Annotated in this window: 19 protein-coding genes; 12 read left to right on the top strand and 7 right to left on the bottom strand. The window is 41.9% G+C overall.

Features of this window, described 5'->3' with window-relative positions:
• Positions 1 to 6: 6 nt before the first annotated feature.
• From scpB to yidD, 3 genes are read left to right on the top strand one after another with little or no spacing between them, the layout of a single operon-like run.
• Positions 7 to 576, top strand: a complete 570-nt coding sequence (scpB, locus tag ATE37_RS10145) for an SMC-Scp complex subunit ScpB (RefSeq protein WP_007522312.1) — start codon at positions 7 to 9, stop codon at positions 574 to 576.
• On the top strand, positions 563 to 1285 hold the full coding sequence (locus ATE37_RS10140) for a pseudouridine synthase (RefSeq protein WP_007519228.1): 723 nt from the start codon (positions 563 to 565) through the stop codon (positions 1283 to 1285). Before scpB ends, ATE37_RS10140 begins: the two co-directional genes overlap by 14 nt.
• Positions 1285 to 1527 (top strand): membrane protein insertion efficiency factor YidD, encoded by a 243-nt coding sequence (gene yidD, locus ATE37_RS10135; RefSeq protein WP_084868926.1) that lies wholly within the window; start codon positions 1285 to 1287, stop codon positions 1525 to 1527. Before ATE37_RS10140 ends, yidD begins: the two co-directional genes overlap by 1 nt.
• 31 nt (positions 1528 to 1558) lie before the next feature.
• Here yidD and ATE37_RS10130 read toward each other — a convergent pair whose 3' ends face one another.
• From ATE37_RS10130 to ATE37_RS10115, 4 genes are all read right to left on the bottom strand, one after another.
• Entirely contained in the window at positions 1559 to 2530 is a 972-nt protein-coding gene (locus ATE37_RS10130) for a siderophore ABC transporter substrate-binding protein (RefSeq protein ID WP_044020250.1), read from the bottom strand.
• 97 nt (positions 2531 to 2627) lie between these two features.
• A complete protein-coding gene (locus ATE37_RS10125) occupies positions 2628 to 3380 on the bottom strand; it encodes an iron ABC transporter ATP-binding protein (protein ID WP_084868925.1) in 753 nt (250 codons plus the stop codon).
• The gene (locus tag ATE37_RS10120; RefSeq protein WP_084868924.1) at positions 3377 to 4333 is read right to left on the bottom strand and encodes an iron chelate uptake ABC transporter family permease subunit; all 957 of its coding nucleotides are present in this window, start codon (positions 4331 to 4333) and stop codon (positions 3377 to 3379) included. Before ATE37_RS10120 ends, ATE37_RS10125 begins: the two co-directional genes overlap by 4 nt.
• Entirely contained in the window at positions 4323 to 5282 is a 960-nt protein-coding gene (locus ATE37_RS10115; RefSeq protein ID WP_084868923.1) for an ABC transporter permease, read from the bottom strand. Before ATE37_RS10115 ends, ATE37_RS10120 begins: the two co-directional genes overlap by 11 nt.
• 236 nt (positions 5283 to 5518) lie before the next feature.
• Between ATE37_RS10115 and pepA the strand changes: the two genes are divergently transcribed.
• Positions 5519 to 6583 carry a glutamyl aminopeptidase gene (gene pepA, locus ATE37_RS10110; RefSeq protein ID WP_084868922.1) on the top strand — a complete coding sequence of 355 codons (1065 nt, stop codon included), beginning with the start codon at positions 5519 to 5521 and terminating at the stop codon, positions 6581 to 6583.
• Between the two features lie 20 nt (positions 6584 to 6603).
• Positions 6604 to 6900: a bacteriocin immunity family protein gene (locus ATE37_RS10105; protein ID WP_084868921.1), complete on the top strand. Its 297-nt coding sequence runs from the start codon at positions 6604 to 6606 to the stop codon at positions 6898 to 6900.
• A gap of 96 nt (positions 6901 to 6996) precedes the next feature.
• Here ATE37_RS10105 and ATE37_RS10100 read toward each other — a convergent pair whose 3' ends face one another.
• Positions 6997 to 8628, bottom strand: coding sequence for a Na/Pi cotransporter family protein (locus ATE37_RS10100; RefSeq protein ID WP_007519239.1), 1632 nt, complete (start codon positions 8626 to 8628; stop codon positions 6997 to 6999).
• A gap of 332 nt (positions 8629 to 8960) precedes the next feature.
• On the opposite strand from ATE37_RS10100, the gene ATE37_RS10095 reads away from it, so the two are divergent.
• Positions 8961 to 13685: an endo-beta-N-acetylglucosaminidase gene (locus ATE37_RS10095; protein WP_084868920.1), complete on the top strand. Its 4725-nt coding sequence runs from the start codon at positions 8961 to 8963 to the stop codon at positions 13683 to 13685.
• A gap of 230 nt (positions 13686 to 13915) precedes the next feature.
• The gene (tnpA, locus tag ATE37_RS10090; protein WP_084868919.1) at positions 13916 to 14380 is read left to right on the top strand and encodes an IS200/IS605 family transposase; all 465 of its coding nucleotides are present in this window, start codon (positions 13916 to 13918) and stop codon (positions 14378 to 14380) included.
• Between the two features lie 179 nt (positions 14381 to 14559).
• Here the strand turns inward: tnpA and ATE37_RS10085 are convergent, their stop codons facing one another.
• Positions 14560 to 14928 (bottom strand): nuclear transport factor 2 family protein, encoded by a 369-nt coding sequence (locus ATE37_RS10085; RefSeq protein ID WP_084868918.1) that lies wholly within the window; start codon positions 14926 to 14928, stop codon positions 14560 to 14562.
• 84 nt (positions 14929 to 15012) lie between these two features.
• Positions 15013 to 15939, bottom strand: a complete 927-nt coding sequence (locus ATE37_RS10080; RefSeq protein WP_084868917.1) for a helix-turn-helix transcriptional regulator — start codon at positions 15937 to 15939, stop codon at positions 15013 to 15015.
• A 352-nt stretch (positions 15940 to 16291) separates the two neighbouring features.
• Between ATE37_RS10080 and ATE37_RS10075 the strand changes: the two genes are divergently transcribed.
• The 5 genes from ATE37_RS10075 to glnA all read left to right on the top strand — a co-directional run bounded on the left by ATE37_RS10075 (position 16292) and on the right by glnA (position 24776).
• Positions 16292 to 17491: a phosphoglycerate kinase gene (locus ATE37_RS10075; RefSeq protein WP_084868916.1), complete on the top strand. Its 1200-nt coding sequence runs from the start codon at positions 16292 to 16294 to the stop codon at positions 17489 to 17491.
• A gap of 168 nt (positions 17492 to 17659) precedes the next feature.
• Positions 17660 to 22300: an antigen I/II family LPXTG-anchored adhesin gene (locus ATE37_RS10070; protein WP_084868915.1), complete on the top strand. Its 4641-nt coding sequence runs from the start codon at positions 17660 to 17662 to the stop codon at positions 22298 to 22300.
• A gap of 132 nt (positions 22301 to 22432) precedes the next feature.
• Positions 22433 to 22960 (top strand): FUSC family protein, encoded by a 528-nt coding sequence (locus ATE37_RS10065; protein WP_084868914.1) that lies wholly within the window; start codon positions 22433 to 22435, stop codon positions 22958 to 22960.
• Positions 22961 to 23036: 76 nt separating this feature from the next.
• Positions 23037 to 23393 carry a transcriptional repressor GlnR gene (gene glnR, locus ATE37_RS10060; protein WP_000659550.1) on the top strand — a complete coding sequence of 119 codons (357 nt, stop codon included), beginning with the start codon at positions 23037 to 23039 and terminating at the stop codon, positions 23391 to 23393.
• A gap of 36 nt (positions 23394 to 23429) precedes the next feature.
• A complete protein-coding gene (glnA, locus tag ATE37_RS10055) occupies positions 23430 to 24776 on the top strand; it encodes a type I glutamate--ammonia ligase (RefSeq protein WP_001122897.1) in 1347 nt (448 codons plus the stop codon).
• Positions 24777 to 24810: the final 34 nt, after the last annotated feature.

The raw sequence follows: 24810 nt of genomic DNA, 5'->3' as shown, positions 1-24810 counted from the left end.
GGAAAGATGAGTACTTTAGCAGAAATAGAAGCGCTCTTGTTTGTAGCAGGTGAAGATGGGATTCGAGTTCGCCAGTTGGCTGAACTCCTATCACTTCCCCCGACAGGCATCCAACAGAGTTTAGAAAAATTAGCCCAGAAGTATGAAAAAGACCAAGGTTCGAGCTTGTCCCTGATCGAGACAGGTGGCGCATACAGATTGGTCACCAAGCCTCAATTTGCAGCGATTTTGAAGGAATACTCCAAGGCGCCCATTAACCAGAGTTTATCTCGGGCAGCCCTTGAGACCTTGTCCATCATTGCCTACAAGCAGCCGATTACGCGGATAGAAATCGATGCTATCCGTGGAGTCAACTCGAGTGGGGCCTTGGCAAAGTTGCAGGCCTTTGACTTGATACGAGAAGACGGGAAAAAAGAGGTGTTGGGTCGTCCCAATCTCTATGTGACTACGGATTATTTCTTAGATTACATGGGAATCAATCATTTGGAAGAATTGCCAGTGATTGATGAGCTTGAGATTCAAGCGCAAGAAAGCCAATTATTTGGTGAAAGGATAGAAGAAGATGAGAATCAATAAATATATTGCCCACGCAGGTGTGGCCAGTAGGAGAAAAGCAGAGGAGCTGATCAAGCAAGGCTTGGTGACGGTCAACGGCCAAGTGGTGCGTGAACTCGCAACGACTATTAAGTCAGGCGACAAGGTCGAAGTGGAAGGTCAACCAATCTACAACGAAGAAAAGGTCTACTATCTGCTTAACAAACCACGTGGAGTGATTTCTAGTGTGACAGATGACAAGGGCCGCAAGACTGTTGTGGACCTCTTGCCCAATGTCAAGGAACGCATTTACCCTGTGGGACGTTTGGACTGGGATACATCAGGTGTCTTGATTTTGACCAATGATGGGGACTTTACGGATGAAATGATTCACCCCCGTAATGAGATTGACAAAGTCTATGTCGCGCGTGTTAAAGGTGTGGCCAATAAGGATAATCTCCGCCCCTTGACCCGTGGTCTTGAGATTGATGGCAAGAAAACTAAGCCAGCTGTATATGAGATTCTCAAAGTGGATCCAGTTAAAAATCGCTCAGTAGTGCAGTTGACTATCCATGAAGGACGCAACCATCAGGTTAAAAAGATGTTTGAAGCCGTCGGCCTTCAAGTGGATAAGTTGTCTCGGACACGTTTCGGGCACCTAGACTTGACTGGTCTCCGTCCAGGTGAAGCCCGTCGTCTTAATAAAAAAGAAATCAGCCAACTACACACCATGGCTGTAACCAAGAAATAATGAAACGAATCTTAATAGCGCCTGTGCGCTTTTACCAGCGTTTTATCTCGCCATCCTTTCCGCCCTCATGTCGCTTTGAGCCGACTTGTTCCAACTACATGATTCAGGCTATTGAAAAACATGGCTTCAAGGGTGTTTTGATGGGCCTGGCTCGAATTTTCCGATGCCATCCTTGGTCGCCAATAGGAAAAGATCCTGTCCCAGACCACTTTTCCCTCAGACGAAATCAAGAAAAAAAATAACCCAACATCACCTGATGTTGGGTTTTCTTGTTTATTTCAAAGCTTTTTGAGCGTCTTCAATCATGAGTTTAGTTGATTCAAGACCACCACCGCTTAGATACCAGAGGTCTGGTGTTAGTTGGATAATTTTTCCATTTTTAGCAGCAGGAGTTTCAGCGATGAGGGCATTTTCTAGGACGCCATCGTTGCTAGAGTTATCTCCACCGATGGCAAGGGTACGGTTGATGACAAAGAGGATGTCAGGATTGATTTCTTTGACACTTTCAAAGCTGACTTCCTGGCCATGACGAGAGTCTTCAAATTGAGTATCAGTTGGTTTGAATTTCAAGGTTTGGTACAAGAAAGAGAAACGAGATTGGGCACCAAAGGCAGCCATTTTTCCTTCATTGAGGAGGATAGCAAGGGCTTTTTTGTCAGAGCTTTCATTCTTAGTGGCGACTTCTTGGATGCTCTTATCCAGGTTTGCCAATTCTTCCTTGGCTTTCTGTGTGCCAGTTTCACCAAAGGCGCTTGCTAGAGATTCGATGTTAGCCTTGGTAGAAGTCCAGTAGTCGTCCTTGCTTGCTTGGAAGAGGACTGTTGGAGCGATTTCTTTGAACTTGTCTACGAATTTTTGGGTACGTGGAGAAGCGATAATCAAATCTGGTTCAAGAGCAGCAATGGCTTCTAGGTCTGGCTCAACCATGGAACCCACATTGTTGACATTTCCCGCAAGATCTTTTAGGTAAGTCGGCACAGTTTTTGTAGGCATTCCGACGATATTCTTTTCAAATCCTAAAGCGCGAATAGTATCCGCAGCACCGAGGTCAAAGGTCACAATCTTTTCAGGAACCTTTGAAAGTTTGACCTCGTCTAGTGAACTTTTAATGGTTACCTCTGTTGGAGCAGAGCTACTTGACTCCGTCTTACTAGTGCTTGAGTTTGTATTTGTACTACATGCACCAAGTAGGAGCAAGAAGCTAGCCGCTAGGGCTGTGAGATAAAGTTTAAGGGATGTTTTCATGATTTCTCCTTTTTAAAATGTGATAACGATGTAGGGGTCTCTTAGATAGGCTTGTTAGCTAAGAGACAGAGGATTCTCTAACATGAGTTCAGAATAGCTAGCTATAGATACAGATCTTTTTGCCATTGATATCAGCCAACGTGATGGGAATCTCATAGAGTTTACTGAGCAGGTCAGCCTGCATGATTTGAGCAGTCGTTCCCTTGCAAAAGACTTGACCGTCCTTGAAGGCAACAATTTCATCCGCATACTGGCTGGCCATGTTGATATCGTGGAGGACGATGATAATGGTTTTGCCAAGTTCCTCCACTAGTCGCCGAAGGATCTGCATCATGCTGACGCTTTGCTTGATATCGAGGTTGTTGAGCGGTTCGTCCAGCAAGATAAAGTCTGTATCCTGGGCCAGTACCATGGCGATAAAGACACGTTGGAGCTGCCCACCAGACAGACTATCGATGTAGCGGTCTTTTAAGTTGGTCAGTTCCAGATAGTCCAAAGTTTCTCGGATTTTTTCCCAGTCCTCTGCTCTCAGTCTACCTCGACTGTAGGGAAAACGTCCAAAGCTGACCAATTCTTCTACAGTCAATTTGGCTTGGTAATTGATCTTCTGCTTTAGGATGGTGAGCTCTTTGGCCAGTTCTTGCGAATTCCAGCTCTCGATTTCACGGCCTTTGATACTGAGAATTCCCTGATCTTTCTTGGTCAGTCTGCTCATGATGGAGAGAAGAGTTGATTTTCCAGCACCATTTGGACCAATGAAGGCTGTCAGTTTCTGAGGACTGACTTCAAGCGAAATGTCTTGCAAAATATCCTGTTTTTGAATGGATTTGTCAATGTTTTCCAGTTTCACCGACGGGCCCTCCTGTAAAGTAAGATAAAGAATAAGAGACCACCCACACTCTCGATGATCATGCTGATGCGAATTTCCAAAGCAAAGACTCGTTCGATGAGGGCTTGCCCCAAGGTCAAACTAATAAATCCAATCAGAATGACTACGATAAAGAGCAACTTGTGCCGATAATCTTTGACAATCAGGTAGGTAAGATTGGCTAGCATAAAGCCGAAGAAGGCCATAGGCCCTACCAAGGCAGTGGCTGTTGAGGTCAAGAGCACGATGCCCCAGAGGAGTTCTCTCTGTTCTTTTTCAACATCGAGTCCCAGGATCTGGGCCGTTTCTCTTTGCAGGTGCAAGACATCTAGAACAACTGCTTTTCGAAAGAAAAAGATTGTCAAGGCAAGGATGATCAGAGAACCGATGGCTAGGATGGAAGTGTTGAGATGCTGAAAGGAGGCAAAGAGACTGTTCTGCAGTTTATCGTATTCATTTGGATCCATCAGGACTTGGAGGAAGGTACTGATATTTCGAAAGAGACTTCCCAGGGCTAGGCAGATTAGCAGAATGAAAACCAAATTTTGCTTCATCAGCGTCTTCAAGTAACCTTGTAAGGCGAGAAAGAAGAGGGATTGAAGCAGAAGCAAGACTAGAAATTCTAAGATAGGAGACTTTCCAAGTTGTAGAAATTTGCTTTCAAATATCAGTAGCAGGGTCTGTAGCAAGACATAGAAGGATTCGATTCCCAAAATACTTGGTGTCAGAAAGCGATTTTCCGTCAGGGTTTGAAAACTAATGGTCGAAATCCCTGTCGCGATGGCTACCAAGAGATAAACGATGATTTTTTGGGAACGCAGCTTCCAGGCAAAGGCAGACAGGTTAGTGATGGGCCAAAAGTAGAGGAGACAAGCTCCGATGGCCAGAATAATGAGAAGGCAGAAGAGCTTGGTATGTTTGCTTTTAAACTGCATCTTTTTGTCCCCCTCTCCATAGAAGTAGGATAAAGACGAGACTACCGATGATTCCTAGAATGAGACTGACAGACAGCTCATAGGGCCGAATCAAGACTCGAGAGAGGATATCGCAGGCCAGAACCAGATTGGCTCCGACCAGAGCGACGATGAGTTTGGTTTGGCTCAGATTATCTCCATAGCGCTTGCGGACCAGATTGGGAACGATGACCCCGAGAAAAGGCAAGGCACCCACGGTAATCATGGTGACACTTGTCGTTAGCGCCACTAGAAAGAGGGCCAGCTTTTCAAGTAGGGAGTAAGAAATCCCCAAACTCTCACTGGTTTCCTTGCCCAGATTCATGATGGTGAAGGTTTGGGATAATTTCCAAACGGCTATCAGGATAATGAGGCCTAAGAAGAGCCACTCATACTGATGGGTCTGAATCATGGAGAAGGAGCCCTGGGTCCAGGCCGTCATACTCTGAACCAGATTGAAACGATAGGCGATAACTTCTGTGATAGAACCGATAATCCCACTATAGATGATCCCAATCAAGGGCAACATCCACCTTTCCTTTATAGAAAAAATAGTCATAAAGGCCAGGAAGAAGAGGGTAAATAAAATGGATGAGCCAAAAGCAAAGAGCATCTTTTGGGTCAGACTCGCAGACGGAAAGACAAAGAGGCTCAACACCATTCCCAGTTTGGCTGCTTCTGTCGTTCCAACTGTACTCGGAGCAGCAAATTGATTTTGGGTAATGGTCTGCATGAGGAGTCCTGCCATGCTCATACTGGAGGCTGCAAGGAGAATACTGATGGTTCTTGGAAGACGCGACTCTTGAAAGAGAAGCCAGGTTTGCTGGTCAAAAGCAAAGAGCTTTTCCCACGAAAAATCACTGGTTCCAATACTAATGGAGAGAAAGACCAGGAGTAGAAGTAAGCCTGTTAAAATATGAGAGAGTTTCATGCCCCGTCCTTTCCTGTATATTTGGTACCGAAAGATACCTGCGGATATAAATGTAACACGATTTCTTTAATCTGTCAATAAATTTTCTGACAATTTAATGTAAAAAGAAAGAAAAATTCCTGAAATAATATCTGCCCCTCTCTTTTATTGGAAAACTGAGTAAAAACCAATCCACCTTCCCACTATCCTTCTCCTATAAAAAGTGGTAAAATGGAGGACAGAAAGAAGGAACTGATATGACAACATTATTTTCAAAAATCAAAGAAGTAACAGAGCTTGCTGCAATCTCTGGCCATGAAGCGCCTGTCCGTGCTTATCTTCGTGAGAAGTTAACACCGCACGTGGATGAAGTAGTGACAGATGGCTTAGGTGGTATTTTCGGTATCAAGCATTCAGAAGCTGCCGATGCGCCGCGTGTTTTGGTCGCTTCCCACATGGATGAAGTTGGTTTTATGGTCAGTGAGATTAAGCCAGATGGTACCTTCCGTGTCGTTGAAATCGGTGGCTGGAACCCTATGGTGGTCAGCAGCCAACGCTTTAAACTCTTTACTCGTGACGGTCGTGAAATTCCTGTGATCTCAGGTTCTGTCCCTCCACATTTGACTCGTGGAAAGGGTGGACCAACCATGCCAGCTATCTCTGATATCGTTTTTGATGGTGGTTTTGCAGACAAGGCTGAGGCAGAAAGCTTTGGCATCCGTCCTGGTGACACCATTGTCCCTGATAGCTCCGCTATTTTGACAGCCAATGAAAAAAATATCATCTCAAAAGCTTGGGACAACCGCTACGGTGTCCTCATGGTAAGCGAACTAGCTGAAGCTTTATCAGGTCAAAAACTGGGAAATGAACTCTATCTTGGTTCTAACGTCCAAGAAGAGGTTGGTCTGCGTGGTGCTCATACATCTACAACTAAGTTTGATCCAGAAGTTTTCCTTGCTGTGGATTGCTCACCGGCAGGTGATGTTTATGGTGGCCAAGGCAAGATTGGGGATGGAACCTTGATTCGCTTCTACGATCCAGGTCACTTGCTCCTCCCAGGTATGAAGGACTTCCTTTTGACAACAGCTGAAGAAGCTGGTATCAAGTACCAATACTACTGTGGAAAAGGTGGAACAGACGCTGGAGCAGCTCATCTGAAAAATGGTGGTGTCCCATCTACAACTATCGGTGTCTGCGCTCGTTATATTCACTCTCACCAAACTCTCTACGCGATGGATGACTTCTTAGAAGCCCAAGCTTTCTTGCAAGCCTTGGTGAGAAAATTGGATCGTTCAACGGTTGATTTGATTAAAAATTATTAAGCATAAGGGAGGCGGTCAGGATGGCAGAACCAAACCTAGAAAGCCTTATAAGAGATCTCTACAATCATGCTCGTCAGGGCTTGAGTGAAGATTTAGTTGCTGCTCTCCTAGAGACTGCTAAACAACTACCCACTACAAATGAGCAATTACTAGCAGTCCGACTTTCAGGACTTGTCAATCGTGAATTGCTCACCAATCCCAAACACCCAGCACCAGAGTTGATCAACTTGGCGCGCTTTATCAAAAGAGAAGAAGCCAAGTACAGGGGCACTGCAGTTTCTGCTATCATGTTTGGTGAACTCTTTAAAATGCTTTGATTCCATTATGAATCAAAGCATTTTTTATATGCTAGAAAAGAAATTCTTGATGAGGAGACGAAAAAAGCCATCCCATTCAGGATAGCTTTTAGGTACTTAGATTTGTTCAGCAATGACCTTTTCAGCAAGGTTCATGGCGTGGTCAGATACACGAGTGTAATGGGAAATAATGTCGATAAAGTTGACCCCGGCTTGTGTTGAACATTCACCTTTGTTAAGGCGTTTGATATGGGTCTTTCTGAGAATGCGTTCCATATTGTTGATTTCTTTATGGCGTTCAATCAGACTTTGAGCTTTTTCAATATCATTGTTTTCCACACTATCAAGGGCATCCTTGATAAAGTCAGTAGTTTTTTGATAGATATCCGCCAATTCCTGCAAAGCAGCACCAGAGAATTGAACATTCTTACGTTGGAGGTAGTCTGTTAGGTTGAGCAAGCCTTCTGCATGGTCCCCAATCCGTTCCAAATCACGAGATGAATCCAGAATGTTGGTCAACACTTCGCTTTCCTTTTGACTCAAGGATTCGCTTGAGAGTCTGATGAGGTAACGAGTGAGTTTTTCATCGATGGTGTTGATGGCTTCCTCTGTCTTGTGCCCTTTTTCAGCTACTTTTTCATCCAAACCGATGATATAGCTATAAGAAAGGTCAAAAGCTTTGGCTGCATAGTTCCCCAAGTGCAAGAGTTCTTTTTTGGCATTTCCTAGAGCAATAGAAGGAGATTGCTGGATAAGTTGTTCATCAAGATAAAGGGGCTCGTACTTAACAACTTCGTCTTCACCAGGGATGATCTTGGTTACAAAGTAGGCCAAGGCTCCGATGAATGGAAATTGTACAATGGTGTTACTTACGTTAAAGGCACCGTGAGAGAAGGCGATGGTCATCTCAGGTGAGAGATGAAGTAAAGCTTGGAAATACTCAATCATAGAAGTGAAGGGGCCTAATAAAATTAAGCAAAGAATAGTCCCTAGAACGTTAAAGGTAACGTGGGTTGCTGCAACGCGTTTCGCAGAGATGTTAGCTCCAGCAGCCGCTAGGATAACGGTTAAGGTTGTCCCGATATTATCCCCGAAGAGAACTGGTAGCGAACCTTTAAGGTCAAGGAAGCCACCTGCATAGAGACCTTGTAGAATACCGATAGTTGCAGAAGAGGCCTGAATGAGGACAGTAATCACCGCGCCAGCAAAAACTCCCAACACAGGATTTTGCCCTAAGGTTACCATATATTCCTTGAATTGTGGTAAATCTTTAAGCGGACTCATACCGGCACTGATGAGGTTGAGAGCGTAGAAGATCCCTCCGACACCAAACAGGATGCGCCCAATATTGTTTGCTGTTCTGTTTTTTGTAAAGAAGAGGAACATGGTTCCAAGGAAAATCAAGGGTAAAGCATACTCGCCAAGCTTGAAACCGATGATAAAGGAAGTAACGGTGGTTCCGATGTTGGCTCCCATGATAATTCCGATAGCCTGTCTAAGAGTGAGAAGACTAGCACTGACCAGCCCAACCGTGATAACTGTAACCCCTGTACTTGACTGAATCAGGGCAGTTACGACAATCCCGACTAGAACGCCTAAAAAGGGATTGCTAGTGTACTTGTCAATGTAAAAACGAAGGCGATCTCCAGCAGCTTGTTGCAAACCGTCTCCCATGGTCTTGATACTGTATAAAAACAGTCCTAGACCTCCTAAAAAGTGAAATAAAATTTCCTGCCAATTAATGGACATTTCTTTTTCCTCCGAAAAATAATAACGGAATTTCTCCTATTCTATTTTAAAGGATAAAAGTAAATCTCACAAGTGTTTAGCTGAAATTTTCATAAGAAACAAGAACTTTCTTTTAAAATGAGAGATAGATTCCCTTTAAGATAGATGATTTATAGGATTGTGTCCAAATTTTACTGATTATTATCCTAGTTATAGTTTTTATGTTAAATAGATTGACATCGCTTTCATATAGGATAAAATGAAGATAATCCTGTTCTGGTGGTGTACACTGAGAACAGTTACTTTTTATCAAAAAGTGAAGCGCTTACTTTATATTTTATTAGGAGGATAAGATGAAAAATCTATTTTTTGAAAAACGTTGCCGTTACAGTATTCGTAAGCTGTCAATCGGAGCTTGTTCCTTGATGATTGGTTCAGCTTTATTTGCGAGCCCAGCTCTTGCCGAACAAGTCGCAGTCCCTGAAACAGCTGCAAATACGAGCGCCCAAGCGACAAGCGCTAGTGAAACTGCTAATCCAGATACTGCAGCCCTTGAAAAACAATTAGAGGAAACAGAGAACAAAGTAGCTGAGCAAGCAATTTCAGAAAAAACTCCTGCAATAGCTGATTTGGTCAATGAAAAAGAAGAAGCAAAGCCAGCTTCGACAGATAAAACTGAAAAACCTGCTCAACCAACTGAAAAAGAAGAAGTCAAACCAGAGGAAGCTCCTCAAGTAGCTGAGAAGAAAGCCGACAAACCGATTCTAGCAGACGTCCCTAAAAATGAAGAAAAGAGTCTCCGACCAAAAGAAATCAAATTTGATACATGGGAGGATTTGTTGAAATGGGAACCGGGTGCGCGTGAGGATGATCCCATTAACCGTTCCTCAGTTGAACTCGCCAAGCGCCATAGAGGTCAGTTGGTCAATGAAAAAGCAAGCAGAAGAGCCAAGGTTCAGGCGCTAGCAAACACCAACTCAAAGGCCAAAGACCACGCTTCTGTTGGTGGAGAAGAATTCAAAGCCTACGCTTTTGACTACTGGCAATACTTGGATTCAATGGTCTTCTGGGAAGGCCTAGTTCCAACTCCAGATGTCATTGATGCAGGCCACCGCAACGGAGTTCCCGTTTATGGAACACTCTTTTTCAACTGGTCAAACAGCATTGCCGACCAAGAGAAATTTGCCGCTGCTTTGAAACAAGATGCAGATGGCACCTTCCCTATCGCACGAAAACTCGTCGATCTTGCTAAGTACTACGGATTTGATGGCTATTTCATTAACCAGGAAACAACGGGCGATTTGGTAGAACCTCTTGGTGAAAAAATGCGTCAATTCATGCTCTATACAAAAGAATACGCAGCCAAAGTCAACCATCCAATCAAGTATGCTTGGTACGATGCCATGACCTACAAATATGGTCGTTACCACGAGGATGGTCTGGGTAATTACAACTACCAATTCATGCAAAAAGAAGGTGATAAAGTCCCTGCGGATCAATTCTTTGCCAACTTCAACTGGAACAAGGAAAAGAATGACCATTCTGTAGAGATGGCTAAATGGCTAGAACGTAGTCAATATGATGTCTTTGCAGGCTTGGAATTGCAACAAGGTGGTTCTTATAAGACCAAAGTCAAATGGGATGCTCTATTAGATGAAAAAGGCAAGTTGCGTTTGTCACTTGGACTCTTTGCACCAGATACGATCACCAGTCTAGGAAAAACAGGAGAAGACTACCATAAGAACGAAGACATCTTCTTTACAGGTTACCAAGGGGATCCAACGGCTCAAAAACCAGCGGATAAAGAGTGGTATGGGATTGCCAATTTGGTTGCTGACCGCACACCAGCAGTAGGCCGGACCTTCACAACCTCCTTTAATACAGGTCATGGTAGAAAATGGTTTGTAGACGGTAAAGTTTATAAGGATTCTGAGTGGAACTACCGTTCAGTTTCAGGTGTCTTGCCAACATGGCGCTGGTGGCAGACTTCAACGGGGGAAAAACTTCGTGCAGAATACGACTTTACAGATGCCTATAATGGTGGGAACTCCCTTAAATTCTCAGGTGATGTAGCTGGTAAGACGGACCAGGATGTGAATTTGTATTCTACCAAACTAGAAGTAACTGAGAAAACCAAACTTCGTGTTGCCCACAAGGGAGGAAAAGGCTCTAAAGTTTATATGGCCTTCTCTACGACTCCAGACTACAAATTTGAGGATGCAAACGCATGGAAAGAACTGACTCTTTCTGATAACTGGACAAATGAAGAATTTGACCTCAGCTCACTAGCTGGAAAAACCATCTATGCAGTTAAACTCTTCTTCAAACATGAAGGTGCTGTAAAAGATTATCAGTTTAACCTAGGTCAATTAACCATTTCAGACAATCACCAAGCACCACAAGCGCCGACAGGCCTCTCTGTAGTGAAACAATCTCTTAAGAACGCCCAAGAAGCTGAAGCAGTGCTCCAATTTGCGGGTAACCAAGATGCAGATTTCTATGAAGTCTACGAAAAAGATGGAGATAACTGGCGTTTGTTGACAGGATCATCTGCTTCCACTATCTACTTGCCAAAAGTTAGCCGTTCTGCTAATGCGACTGGTAGGACTCAGGAACTGAAAGTCGTTGCAGTTGGTAAAAATGGCCTTCGTTCCGAAGCCGCGACGGCATCCTTTAACTGGGGGATGACAGTTCAGGATACGACTCTTCCAAGACCTTTAGCTGAAAATATCGTTCCAGGTGCAAAGGTCATCGGTAGCACTTTCCCAAATACTGAAGGTGGAGAAGGCATTGAAGGTATGTTGAACGGTACCATTACTAGCTTGTCAGATAAGTGGTCTTCAGCTCAGTTGAGCGGTAGTGTGGATATTCGCTTGACCAAGCCACGTACCGTTGTTAGATGGGTCATGGATCATGCGGGAGCTGGTGGAGAATCCGTAAACGACGGTTTGATGAACACCAAAGACTTTGATCTTTACTACAAGGATACAGACGGTGAGTGGAAACTAGCCAAGGAAGTCCGTGGCAACAAAGCACACGTGACAGATATCACTCTTGACAAACCAATTACTGCCCAAGACTGGCGCCTAAAAGTTATCACTTCAGATAATGGAACGCCTTGGAAAGCCATTCGTATCTACAACTGGAAGATGTATGAAACCTTGGACACAGAAAGTCAAAATATTCCAATGGCCAAGGTAGCTGCTCGTTCACTTGGAAACCACCAAGTTCAACTTGGCTTCTCTGATGTTCCGGCGGGTGCAACCATCACCGTTTACGACAAGGCAGATTCACAAACACCGATTGCAACTTTGAAGTCTGAAAATGGTGGCGACCTAGCAACAGCACCATTGGCCTTTGACAAGCAACCAAATCTACTCTATTATCGTACCCAACTACCTGGTAAAGAAATCAGTAACACATTGGCAGTAGCGATTCCGCAGGATGAAAGAAAAATTGCTGCAGTTAGCCTTGAAAAAGGGCCTAAGAAGACAGTTTACAAAGAGGGAGAAAAACTTGACCTTAGAGGCGGCACTCTCCGTGTTCAATACGAAGGGGGACAAGCCGATGAGCTAATCAACCTTACTCACTCAGGTGTGACAGTATCTGGCTACAACGCTCATCAAAAAGGGGAACAAAAGCTCACAGTCAGCTACCTTGGACTTCCAGTTACTGGTGACTTGAAGGTACAAGTGACTGGTCAAGATCAAGGAAAACCGAAAGAAGTAGCAGGTTTGTACATTACTCAGAAACCGAAAACAGACTATCTAGTAGGAGAGCAACTGGATCTTGCAGAAGGTCGCTTCGGTGTTCTCTATGATGATGAGACAGAAGAAAGCCATGCCTTCACAGATCAAGGTGTTGAAATTACGGGCTACGATGCTCAAAAGACTGGTCGTCAGACCTTGACCTTGCATTACAAGGGGCACACCGCTGAGTTTGATGTCTTGGTTTCTCCAAAAGCAGCTGTCAACGATGAGTACCTCAAACAAGAAATTACTGCTGCCCAAGGCCGTCAGTCAACCCTTGCCTACACCTTCTCAAGCGAGGACAAACAAGCAGCACTAGTAGAGAAGCTCACTGCAGCGAAAACTGTAGCAGAAAACCACAATGCTAGCCAAGAAGAAGTCAACCGGGCTTTGAATGAGTTGAAACAAGCAGGAACAGACTTGGATGGAAATCAACGTTACCAAACTGCTAGAGAAGAATTGGAAGGCTTGCTTGAATCCCTTCGTGAAAAAGATCCTAAAGCTGACTTGATTGAACAAGCAGAAACTTTGTTGGCTTCAGAGATGCCAACTCCACAAGCTTTTGCGGAAATGAAAGAAAAGTTGAATAAGAAACTAGCTCCTGCAGAAGAAAGTCACCACGTTGGCAGTATGGATCCAAATGAAGTAGCTCCAACGGTTGAAGCCCTCCCTGAACTAGTTATTGAAACTGAAACAACAGCCTTTGAACGTCAGGAGCGACCAAACGCCGAGCTTCTCAAAGGACAACGCCAGCTAGTTCAAGCAGGTGTGGAAGGCCAAGTTCGTCATTTAGTAGAAGTAGATGCCCAAGGCAAACGCACTCTTCGTTCGACTGAGGTAGTCAAGGAAGCAATCCCAGAAATCACTGAAGTTGGTACAAAAGTTCTATCGAGCAACCAACCAGCTGAAGGGGTGAAAGATTTAGTTCTAGAAACTCCGAAACTGGAAGTTGAAGAGGGAACAGTTTCCTTCGAACGTCAAGAACGACCAAATGCAGCCCTTCTCAAAGGACAACGTCAGCTAGTTCAAGCAGGAGTTGAAGGCCAAGTTCGTCGCTTTGTAGAAGTTGATGCTCAGGGCAAACGCACCCTTCATTCTATTGAGGTTCTCAAGGAAGCTCTTCCAGAAATTGTTGAAGTAGGAACGAAAGAAGAGCAAGTCTCACAAACAAGGGATCGGGCACTTTTAGCTACACCAGCAAAAGTTGAAGAAGTAAGTAAAGAGCTTCCAAATACGGGAGCGACAAGAGATGCTAGTCTAGTAGCGCTAGGACTTTTCGGAGTAATGAGTGGCTACGGCTTGCTTGCTAGAAAGAGGAGAGAAGACTAATCGGATTTACGAATCTTGGATTTTCTCATAAAAATTAAAAAACAGGGCTTGACTGTAGATTAGTCAGGCCTTGTTTTTAGTTATGTGACTATTAGTCCGTCTCGCTCCGCTAGGTGCGAGACAAATAAACCACCCGCTATGCGGGTGCACGTCGAAGGTTATACCCAAAAAACTCCAAACGCGATACAATAAAGGTGTTCAAGCCAATTGTAAAGCGAAAGGAGAAAAATATGGCACAAAAGGCACATAGTTTATCACACACAAAGTGGATGTGTAAATATCACATTGTGTTCACCCCTAAGTATAGACGAAAAGTCATTTATAATCCATATCGAAGTAGTTTGGGAGAAATATTCCACCGATTATGTAGTTATAAAGGTGTAGAGATTATCGAAGGACACTTAATGCCTGATCATGTACATATGTTAGTAAGTATTCCACCAAGGATAAGTGTTTCAAGTTTCATGGGTTATTTAAAAGGCAAAAGTGCACTCATGATGTTTGATAAACACGCCAACCTCAAGTACAAGTTTGGCAACCGGCATTTTTGGGCAGAAGGTTACTACGTGAGCACAGTAGGGCTTAATGAATCCACAATTAAGAAATATATTCAAGAGCAGGAAAAGCATGATATAGCACTAGATAAATTAAGTGTAAAAGAATATGAGGATCCCTTTAGGGATAGTGGTAAGTAGTACCAAGGCCTCTTTGAGAGGCAAGTGACGAGTCAAGAGCAATAAGGCTTGAACAACGTGAAAGCCAGCGTCTTTAGGCGCTGGCTGGTGATTTGGGCTTATAGCCCTGGTGCAAACCACCCGTTAGACGGGTGGTTATGATTTTGAAATTGAAGAGTAAATTTGAAGCTAGATTTTTGTTATTCAATTCCTTGGATAAATTTTTGGAAACGATAAGTGTCGAAATAGATATTGGATGCAACTAATTTATCAAATTCATCGAATTTCAGAAATTCTGCGACATCCAGTTCTAGTTCTTGTCCTTGAGGAGAATGTAGATGGTAGCGGTTTAAAGTTGAGACTGTTCGACCATCAACAAGTAATTGCTTCACTTCAAGATGCTGACTCAAAGCATAGAATTGGCCTGCGCCTTGCAAATAAACATCACGTCCTTGTCGAATTTCTATACTATCGCACATGCCATAGTCAAAGTTTTCAGCTACGAAATCTTCCCAGCCTCCCTCATTTACTGCCGTAAAATATCTTTCTGCAAGTGTTTTTGTATCCATTTGGAACCTCCTGTAAAATAATTGGGCTATGATGAATATCACGAAATATTTTGCCCACTTAAGAGTATACAAAAGGAAATATGACTACAGGTTGTCATATTGCTGAAGATTTTTTTTGAGAGTACTGACCAGTAGATTTTGTAAGTGACTTGGAGATACGACCTTTACTTGATAACCAAAACTTAATAGTAAATCAAAAAACGAGGGAGTTAAAGCTCTAAATGCCTGAACTTTTATTATTTCGTCCTCGACTCTGATTTCTTCTTCCGTGAAGTGATCGTAGATTTTTGAAAGTGCAAATCTTGTAAAAACTAGTTCAATTTCTTCTCTTTGCCCCTCCACTTTATGTTTTGGGGGATTTAAAAAAAGCTCTAACTTTTCTTGAGATAAACGTGGATAATTGAATGGTTTATCTTTTATCTCCACTGGTTCTAGTTCTCGAATTCGAGTTAATTTAAAAATACGAAAATCTAATTTTTCTAAGCAGTAACCAATAACATACCAAGCATTCAGTTTATAGATCAATCTATATGGGATAATTGTTCGCTGACTTTTCTCTTGTTTTTTCGAATAGTAAGAAAAAGAAATCATCTGTTTAGATTGTATCGCTTCCTCAATTTCTAGTAAATAATTTGTATTAAGAGTCCAGGAACTGAGATCAAAGTAAAAAGGACTGTTTGCTCTTGTAATTTCTTGAGAAGACAGCTTGTGTTCGATACTGTCAAGGCTTGAATGACCAACGATTTTACTAACATTCTGGCTCATATTAATGATAAACTGTCTCTCTTCCTCAGTGAAAAAGTTTCTATCTATCTTATAGTCGCTTGGTATATAGAAACCTCCCTTATCTCCACGTTCCGAATAGATTGGAATCCCCGCTAAACTGAGTGTATCCATGTCTCTATATACAGTTCGAGTAGATATTTCAAACCTCTCTGCAATCTCTTTAGCTGTTATTCTCTTCTTATTTAAAAGAGACAGTAAAATATAGATTAGTCTTTCTAATTTCATGGTAGCAATTCCCCTTCTTTTAATCTCAAATAGCACAAACTAAAGAAACTATTTTAGTTATATTGTATAATAAGAAACCTAGCAATTCAAAAAGAAGGACTGTAGAGTTTAGAATATTAAGGATTAAAGTGTTAGAAAAAGAATGGTATAGAAGTAATTAGGCAGAGCAATCAAGAATTTGCCTAAATTATTCCAACCGAATTATGTGAAGATTACTATTTCCCGCACTGCAATCCTAGGTTTTTAGGTTAATAGATAGAAGAAAGAACAAGAAAAGTTTAGGGTTTTTCTATCTCTTTTGCTGATTTTGTGATATAATTAACACGTATAAAAAAAGAAGGAGTCATATCTAATGGCAAAATTGACTGTTAAAGACGTTGACTTGAAAGGGAAAAAAGTTCTCGTTCGTGTTGACTTCAACGTACCTGTTAAAGATGGCGTGATTACTAATGACAACCGTATCACTGCAGCTCTTCCAACTATCAAGTACATCCTTGAACAAGGTGGACGTGCAATCCTCTTCTCTCACCTTGGACGTGTAAAAGAAGAAGCAGACAAAGAAGGTAAATCACTTGCTCCTGTAGCTGCTGACTTGGCTGCTAAATTGGGACAAGAAGTTAAATTTATCCCATGTGTTACACGTGGTGCTGAATTGGAAGCAGCAATCAACGCTCTTGAAGATGGACAAGTTCTCTTGGTTGAAAACACTCGTTTCGAAGATGTTGACGGCAAGAAAGAATCTAAAAACGATCCTGAACTTGGTAAATACTGGGCATCTCTTGGAGATGGCATCTTCGTAAACGATGCATTCGGTACAGCTCACCGTGCACACGCATCTAATGTTGGTATCTCAGCAAACGTTGAAAAAGCAGTTGCTGGTTTCCTTCTTGAAAACGAAATTGCCTACATCCAAGAAGCAGTTGAAGCTCCAGAACGCCCATTCGTAGCCATCCTTGGCGGTTCAAAAGTTTCAGACAAGATCGGTGTTATCGAAAACTTGCTTGAAAAAGCTGATAAAGTTCTTATCGGTGGTGGGATGACTTACACATTCTACAAAGCTCAAGGTATCGAAATTGGTAACTCACTTGTAGAAGAAGACAAATTGGATGTTGCGAAAGCTCTTCTTGAAAAAGCAAACGGCAAATTGATCTTGCCAGTTGACTCAAAAGAAGCAAACGCATTTGCTGACTACACTGAAGTGAAAAACACTGAAGGTGAAGCAGTTGATCCTGGATTCCTTGGTTTGGATATCGGTCCAAAATCTATCGCTAAATTCGATCAAGAATTGACTGGTGCGAAGACAGTTGTATGGAACGGACCAATGGGTGTATTTGAAAACCCAGACTTCCAAGCTGGTACAATCGGTGTCATGGATGCTATCGTGAAACAACCAGGTGTTAAATCAATCATCGGTGGTGGTGACTCAGCTGCCGCAGCCATCAACCTTGGTCGTGCAGACAAGTTCTCATGGATCTCTACTGGTGGTGGAGCATCAATGGAACTCCTCGAAGGTAAAGTTCTTCCAGGTCTTGCAGCCTTGACTGAAAAATAAATAGTTTATCTGAAAGAAGATGGTTTAACCATCTTCTTTTTAATTTCATTTATAAATATGTTAGATTTATCGATAAATGAAGGGGGGGAGAGCAAATATTTGCATCCCACATCATAAAATGCTACTATGGACGGTAGATGATTAATTTAGATAAGGAAATGGCTTATAATGAAAAATAAAAAAGAAGTCTATGGATTTCGTAAAAGCAAAGTTGCGAAAACTTTGTGTGGTGCTGTTTTAGGAACTGCTTTGATTACTTTTGCAGACAAAGCAGTATTTGCTGATGAAGTTACAGAGACAACTAGTACAAGTACGGTTGAGGTAGCTACTACAGGAAACCCGGCCACAAATTTACCTGAAGCTCAGGGTGAAATGAGCCAAGTTGCCAAAGAGAGCCAAGCTAAGGCTGGTTCTAAAGACTCAGCTTTGCCAGTAGAAGTATCATCAGCTGATTTGGATAAAACAGTTGCTGATGCAAAATCTGCAGGAGTTAAGGTAGCTCAAGATGAAACAAAAGACAAAGGAACAGCTACAACTGCTACAGAAAATGCTCAAAAACAAGATGAGATCAAAAGTGACTATGCTAAACAAGCAGAAGAAATAAAGACAACAACTGAAGCATATAAAAAAGAAGTCGCAGCTCATCAGGCAGAAACAGATAAAATCAATGCTGAAAACAAAGCGGCGGATGACAAGTATCAAAAAGATCTAAAAAGTCATCAAGAAGAAGTTGAAAAAATCAACACTGCCAATGCAACAGCTAAAGCAGAATATGAGGCTAAGCTAGCACAATATCAAAAAGATTTAGCAACTGTCAAAAAAGCAAACGAAGATAGTCAACGGGATTATCAAAATAAACTTTCAGCTTACCAGACAGAATTAGCCCGAGTACAAAAAGCTAATGATGAAGCTAAAGAGGCATATGATAAAGCAGTAAAAGAAAACACTGCAAAGAATGCAGCGCTTCAAGCTGAAAATGCAGCGATTAAACAACGTAATGAAACTGCAAAAGCAACTTATGAAGCGGCGATGAAGCAGTATGAAGCAGATCTTGCAGCTATTAAGAAAGCTAAGGCGGATAATGATGCTGATTATCAAGCTAAATTAGCAGCTTATCAGACAGAATTGGCTCGAGTTCAAAAGGCAAATGCGGAAGCTAAAGAGGCTTATGATAAAGCAGTAAAAGAAAACACAGCTAAAAACACAGCTATCCAAGCTGAAAATGAAGCGATTAAGCAACGAAATGAAACAGCCAAGGCAACTTATGAGGCTAAAATAGCACAATACGAAAAAGACTTGGCAGCAGTCAAACAAGCAAACGAAGCTAACGAAACAGACTACCAAGCTAAGCTGGCCAAATACCAGACGGAATTAGCTCGCGTTCAAAAAGCTAACGCCGATGCAAAAGCAGCCTATGAAAAGGCTGTTGAAGACAACAAGGCAAAAAATGCGACAATTCAAGCTAAGAATGAAGAAATTAAGCAACAAAATGTTAAAGCCAAAGCAGACTATGAAGCTAAGGTTGCAAAATATGAAGCAGACCTTGCTAAGTATAAGAAAGAGTTGGCTGAGTATCCGACTAAACTGAAGGCTTATCAAGATGAGCAGGTATCTATTAAGGCTGCACTTGTAGAGCTTGAAAAGAATAAAGACAAGGATGGGTACTTGTCTAAACCATCTGCTCGTAGCTTGGTTTATGACTTAGAACCAAATGCTCAACTATCTTTGACAACTGAAGGAAGTTTTCTTAAAGCAACAGCTGTAGATAACGCCTTCAAACACGATACTGCGCAATACGGTAATAAGAATCTTCAGTTAGACAACCTTAATGTTACTCATCTAGAAGGTGCGAATGCTACTAGCTCTTCTATGGAATTGTATGGGAATATTAATGATAAATCTGGCTGGACGACCAACGTAGGAAATAAGACTGAAGTTAAATGGGGCTCAGTTCTTCTAAAACGTGGTCAAAGCGTAACAGCGACTTATACCAACCTTCAAAATTCCTACTACAATGGTAAAAAGATTTCGAAGATTGTTTACAAATATACTGTAGACCCGTCTTCAAAATTTCAAAATCCTAGTGGAAAAGTTTGGTTGGGAATCTTTACAGACCCAACGTTAGGTGTCTTTGCTTCAGCCTATACTGGTAAAGATGAAAAGAATACATCTATCTTCATCAAAAATGAATTTACCTTCTATGATGAAAATGACAAGCCAATTAATTTTGACAATGCCCTCCTTTCAGTTGCTTCTCTAAATAGAGAAAATAATTCTATTGAGATGGCCAAGGATTACACTGGTAACTTTATTAAAATTTCCGGTTCATCTGTTGGAGAAAAAGACGGAAAGATTTATGCCACAGAAACCCTGAACTTTAAACAAGGACAGGGTGGAGCTCGCTGGACAATGTATAAAAATAGCCAGCCTAATTCAGGATGGGATTCATCAGATGCTCCAAACTCTTGGTATGGTGCGGGAGCAATCAGCATGTCCGGTTCAACTAACCGTGTTACTGTCGGTGCTATTTCTGCGACCCTAGTAGTTCCTTCTGATCCAGTTATGGCGGTTGATACAGGTAAAAGACCAAACATCTGGTACTCACTCAATGGTAAGATTCGTGCCGTCAACGTTCCGAAAATTACTAAGGAAAAACCAACTCCACCAGTAGAACCAACTGCTCCACAAGCTCCTACTTATGAAGTGGAAAAACCATTGGAACCAGCTCCAGTAGCACCAAACTATGAAAATGAGCCAACTCCACCGGTTAAGACTCCAGATCAACCAGAGCCATCAAAACCAGAAGAGCCAACATATGAGACAGAGAAACCATTGGAACCAGCTCCAGTAGCACCAAGCTATGAAAATGAGCCAACTCCACCGGTAAAAACTCCAGATCAACCGGAGCCATCAAAACCAGAAGAACCAACATATGAGACAGAGAAACCATTGGAACCAGCTCCAGTAGCACCAAACTACGAAAATGAGCCAACTCCACCGGTAAAAACTCCAGATCAACCAGAGCCATCAAAACCAGAAGAGCCAAATTATGATCCATTGCCAACTCCGCCGGTAGCACCAACTCCTAAGCAGTTGCCAACACCACCAGCGGTGCCAACAGTTCACTTCCATTACAATCGTCTATTTGCACAACCTCAGATTAATAAAGAAATTAAAAATGAGGATGGAGTAGATATCGATCGTACTCTAGTTGCTAAGCAGTCTGTAGTGAAGTTTGAGTTGAAAACAGAAGCGTTGACAGCTGGTCGTCCAAAAACAACTTCGTTTGTATTGGTAGATCCACTTCCAACTGGCTATCAGTTTGATTTGGAAGCAACCAAGGCTGCAAGCAAAGGTTTTGAAACAAGCTATGATAAAGCTAGTCACACTGTAACCTTTAAGGCTACTGAGGAGACCTTGGCTGCTTTCAATGCAGATTTGACAAAATCCTTTGAGACTCTATATCCAACTGTTGTTGGTCGTGTCTTGAATGATGGGGCAACTTATACAAATAACTTTACATTGACAGTCAACGACGCCTACGGTGTTAAGTCAAACATTGTTCGTGTAACGACTCCAGGTAAACCAAATGATCCTGACAATCCAAATAACAACTACATCAAGCCTTTGAAAGTTAACAAGAACAAGCAAGGTGTAAATATTGATGGTAAAGAGGTTCTAGCTGGTTCAACGAACTACTATGAACTTACATGGGATTTGGACCAATACAAGGGAGATAAATCTTCTAAAGAAGCGATTCAAAATGGTTTCTACTATGTGGATGATTATCCAGAAGAAGCCTTAACCCTTCAACCAGAATTGGTTAAGATTCGTGATCTAGAGGGCAATCTTGTATCAGGTATCAGTGTTCAACAATATGATAGTTTAGAAGCTGCGCCTAAGAAGGTTCAAGAGCTGTTGAAGAAAGCCAACATCACTGTTAAAGGTGCTTTCCAACTCTTCTCAGCTGATAATCCAGCTGAATTCTACAAGAACTATGTAGCAGCAGGAAAATCATTGCTAATCACAGATCCGATGACAGTTAAACCTGAATTTGGTCAAACGGGTGGTAAGTATGAAAATAAAGCCTACCAAATTGATTTTGGAAATGGCTATGCTACAGAAGTAGTTGTCAACAATGTACCGAAAATCGCACCGAAAAAAGATGTGACAATCAGTATGGATCCAAGCAGTGACAATATCGATGGCCAAACAATTCCGTTGAACCAGTACTTCAATTATCGTTTAATCGGTGGTTTGATTCCACAAAATCATTCTGAGGACTTGAATGACTATAGTTTTGTAGATGACTATGATCAAAAAGGTGATCAATACACTGGAAACTATAAAGTTCTTGCCAAGGTTGATATCCGATTGAAAGACGGTCGTGTTATTAAGGCAGGGACAGACTTAACAGCTGAAACACAGGTTGAACATGATCAAGATAAGGGAATGATTACCATTCGCTTCAAGGAGGAATTCCTTCAAGAGATTCAGTTGGATTCTCCATTCCAGGCTGAGACTTATATTCAAATGAAACGAATTGCTGTCGGAACTTTTGAAAATACCTATGTAAATACTGTGAACAAAGTTGCTTACGCCTCAAATACAGTTCGTACGACAACGCCAGAACCTAAGAAACCAGAGGAGCCAACAACTCCTAATTCTAATCCAAATCCAAAAGGAAACCCTACTCTACCTCACACAGGTACAAATGATTCAAGCTACATGCCATATCTTGGTCTGGCAGCTTTAGTGGGCATTTTAGGACTTAGCCAGTTGAAACGAAAAGAAGACGAAAGTAACTAATTTCTGAAAGTTAAATAGAAAAGAGGAACTCTGTTTCCTCTTTTTTATAGCCTAAATTAAAAACGCTTCCTATTGATTTTCACTCATAAAATCAACTGATTTATGTTAAAATGGTAGTAGAAAGTTGAGATTATGAGTTATTTTAAAAAATATAAATTTGATAAGTCACAGTTCAAGCTTGGTATGCGAACTTTCAAAACGGGAATTGCCGTTTTTCTAGTTCTTTTGATTTTTGGTTTTTTTGGCTGGAAAGGTCTTCAAATCGGTGCTCTGACAGCAGTTTTTAGTCTGAGGGAGAGTTTTGATAAGAGCGTCCATTTTGGAACTTCACGTATTCTAGGAAATAGTATCGGTGGCTTCTACGCCCTTATCTTTTTTCTCTTAAATACCTTATTTCATGGAGCCTTTTGGGTGACCTTGGTGGTTGTTCCAATCTGCACTATGTTAACCATTATGACAAATGTGGCCATGAATAATAAATCGGGGGTTATTGGTGGTGTAGCAGCTATGTTAATCATTACCCTATCAATACCGAGCGGTGAAACAATTTTATACGTGTTTGCGCGTGTATCGGAAACTTTCATGGGAGTTTTTGTCGCGATTCTCGTAAATTATGATATTGATCGTATTCATTTCTTTTTAGAGAAAAAAGAAAAATAATGTTACATTTTATGACATTATCAATTGACGTTTGTCTTTTTTTAGACTATAATAGACAGAAAGAAGGAAATTGTAAATGAAGGAAAAAGAATTTCGCCGAAATATGGCTGTTTTTCCTATCGGCAGTGTTATGAAGTTGACCGATCTTTCGGCGCGTCAGATTCGTTATTATGAAGACCAAGAGTTGATTAAACCTGATCGAAACGAAGGAAACCGTCGCATGTATTCGTTGAATGATATGGATCGTCTGCTTGAAATCAAAGATTATATCTCTGAAGGCTACAATATCGCTGCCATTAAGAAAAAATATGCTGAGCGTGAGGCGAAGTCCAAGAAAGTGGTGAGTCAGACGGAGGTGCGTCGCGCACTTCACAATGAACTCCTCCAGCAGGGACGCTTTGCTTCAGCACATTCACCTTTTGGTCGCGGTTAGGCAATCGCAAGTAGTCATATATTAAGGAGAAAAACCATGCCAATCACAGCTGCAGATATTCGTCGTGAAGTCAAGGAAAAAAATGTTACCTTTATTCGTCTCATGTTCTCAGATATTTTGGGAACGATGAAAAACGTCGAAATTCCTGCTACAGATGAACAGTTAGATAAAGTCTTGTCAAACAAGGCTATGTTTGATGGATCTTCTATTGAAGGTTTTGTACGTATCAATGAGTCAGATATGTACTTGTACCCAGACTTGGATACATGGACAGTCTTCCCTTGGGGAGATGAAAACGGAAGTGTTGCAGGTTTGATCTGTGATGTCTATACAACAGAAGGTAAACCATTTGCAGGTGACCCTCGTGGCAATTTGAAACGTGCTCTTCGCCATATGGAAGAAGTAGGATTCAAATCCTTCAACCTTGGACCAGAGCCAGAATTCTTCCTATTTAAACTGGATGAAAATGGGGATCCGACTCTTGAGGTAAATGATAAGGGTGGCTACTTTGATTTGGCGCCTACTGACCTTGCGGACAATACACGTCGTGAAATCGTTAATGTCTTGACTAAAATGGGATTTGAAGTAGAAGCGAGTCACCACGAGGTTGCGGTTGGACAACATGAAATTGACTTCAAGTATGATGAAGTCCTCCGTGCCTGTGACAAGATTCAAATCTTTAAACTCGTTGTTAAAACCATTGCTCGCAAACACGGTCTTTACGCAACCTTTATGGCGAAACCAAAATTTGGTATCGCTGGATCAGGTATGCACTGTAATATGTCCTTGTTTGATGCAGAAGGAAACAATGCCTTCTTTGATCCAAATGATCCAAAAGGAATGCAGTTGTCTGAAACGGCCTACCATTTCCTTGGTGGTTTGATTAAGCATGCTTACAACTATACTGCTATCATGAACCCAACAGTTAACTCATACAAACGTTTGGTTCCAGGTTATGAAGCACCTGTTTACATTGCTTGGGCTGGTCGTAACCGTTCGCCACTTGTGCGCGTACCAGCTTCGCGTGGTATGGGAACTCGTCTTGAGTTGCGTTCAGTGGACCCAATGGCAAACCCATACATCGCTATGGCTGTTCTTTTGGAAGTTGGTTTGCATGGTATTGAAAACAAAATCGAAGCACCAGCTCCTATCGAAGAAAATATCTACATCATGACAGCAGAAGAGCGTAAGGAAGCTGGAATCACTGATCTTCCATCAACTCTTCATAATGCCTTGAAAGCTTTGACTGAGGATGAAGTGGTCAAGGCAGCCCTAGGTGAACACATCTACACTAGCTTCCTTGAAGCAAAACGTATCGAGTGGGCTAGCTATGCAACCTTCGTTTCACAATGGGAAGTTGATAATTATTTAGATCTTTACTAATATAGAAGAAAGATTGCCTGAGGGTGATCTTTTT

Origin of the sequence: Streptococcus oralis subsp. tigurinus, from assembly GCF_002093575.1 — a bacterium.
Classification (GTDB): domain Bacteria; phylum Bacillota; class Bacilli; order Lactobacillales; family Streptococcaceae; genus Streptococcus; species Streptococcus oralis_CH.
This window is presented reverse-complemented; position numbering and strand designations above follow the sequence as displayed.

Coding starts and splice junctions, on each gene's coding strand:
- scpB (WP_007522312.1), top strand. CDS start 7: ATGAGTACTTTAGCAGAAATAGAAGCGCTCTTGTTTGTAGCAGGTGAA.
- ATE37_RS10140 (WP_007519228.1), top strand. CDS start 563: ATGAGAATCAATAAATATATTGCCCACGCAGGTGTGGCCAGTAGGAGA.
- yidD (WP_084868926.1), top strand. CDS start 1,285: ATGAAACGAATCTTAATAGCGCCTGTGCGCTTTTACCAGCGTTTTATC.
- ATE37_RS10130 (WP_044020250.1), bottom strand. CDS start 2,530: ATGAAAACATCCCTTAAACTTTATCTCACAGCCCTAGCGGCTAGCTTC.
- ATE37_RS10120 (WP_084868924.1), bottom strand. CDS start 4,333: ATGCAGTTTAAAAGCAAACATACCAAGCTCTTCTGCCTTCTCATTATT.
- ATE37_RS10115 (WP_084868923.1), bottom strand. CDS start 5,282: ATGAAACTCTCTCATATTTTAACAGGCTTACTTCTACTCCTGGTCTTT.
- pepA (WP_084868922.1), top strand. CDS start 5,519: ATGACAACATTATTTTCAAAAATCAAAGAAGTAACAGAGCTTGCTGCA.
- ATE37_RS10105 (WP_084868921.1), top strand. CDS start 6,604: ATGGCAGAACCAAACCTAGAAAGCCTTATAAGAGATCTCTACAATCAT.
- ATE37_RS10100 (WP_007519239.1), bottom strand. CDS start 8,628: ATGTCCATTAATTGGCAGGAAATTTTATTTCACTTTTTAGGAGGTCTA.
- ATE37_RS10095 (WP_084868920.1), top strand. CDS start 8,961: ATGAAAAATCTATTTTTTGAAAAACGTTGCCGTTACAGTATTCGTAAG.
- tnpA (WP_084868919.1), top strand. CDS start 13,916: ATGGCACAAAAGGCACATAGTTTATCACACACAAAGTGGATGTGTAAA.
- ATE37_RS10085 (WP_084868918.1), bottom strand. CDS start 14,928: ATGGATACAAAAACACTTGCAGAAAGATATTTTACGGCAGTAAATGAG.
- ATE37_RS10080 (WP_084868917.1), bottom strand. CDS start 15,939: ATGAAATTAGAAAGACTAATCTATATTTTACTGTCTCTTTTAAATAAG.
- ATE37_RS10075 (WP_084868916.1), top strand. CDS start 16,292: ATGGCAAAATTGACTGTTAAAGACGTTGACTTGAAAGGGAAAAAAGTT.
- ATE37_RS10070 (WP_084868915.1), top strand. CDS start 17,660: ATGAAAAATAAAAAAGAAGTCTATGGATTTCGTAAAAGCAAAGTTGCG.
- ATE37_RS10065 (WP_084868914.1), top strand. CDS start 22,433: ATGAGTTATTTTAAAAAATATAAATTTGATAAGTCACAGTTCAAGCTT.
- glnR (WP_000659550.1), top strand. CDS start 23,037: ATGAAGGAAAAAGAATTTCGCCGAAATATGGCTGTTTTTCCTATCGGC.
- glnA (WP_001122897.1), top strand. CDS start 23,430: ATGCCAATCACAGCTGCAGATATTCGTCGTGAAGTCAAGGAAAAAAAT.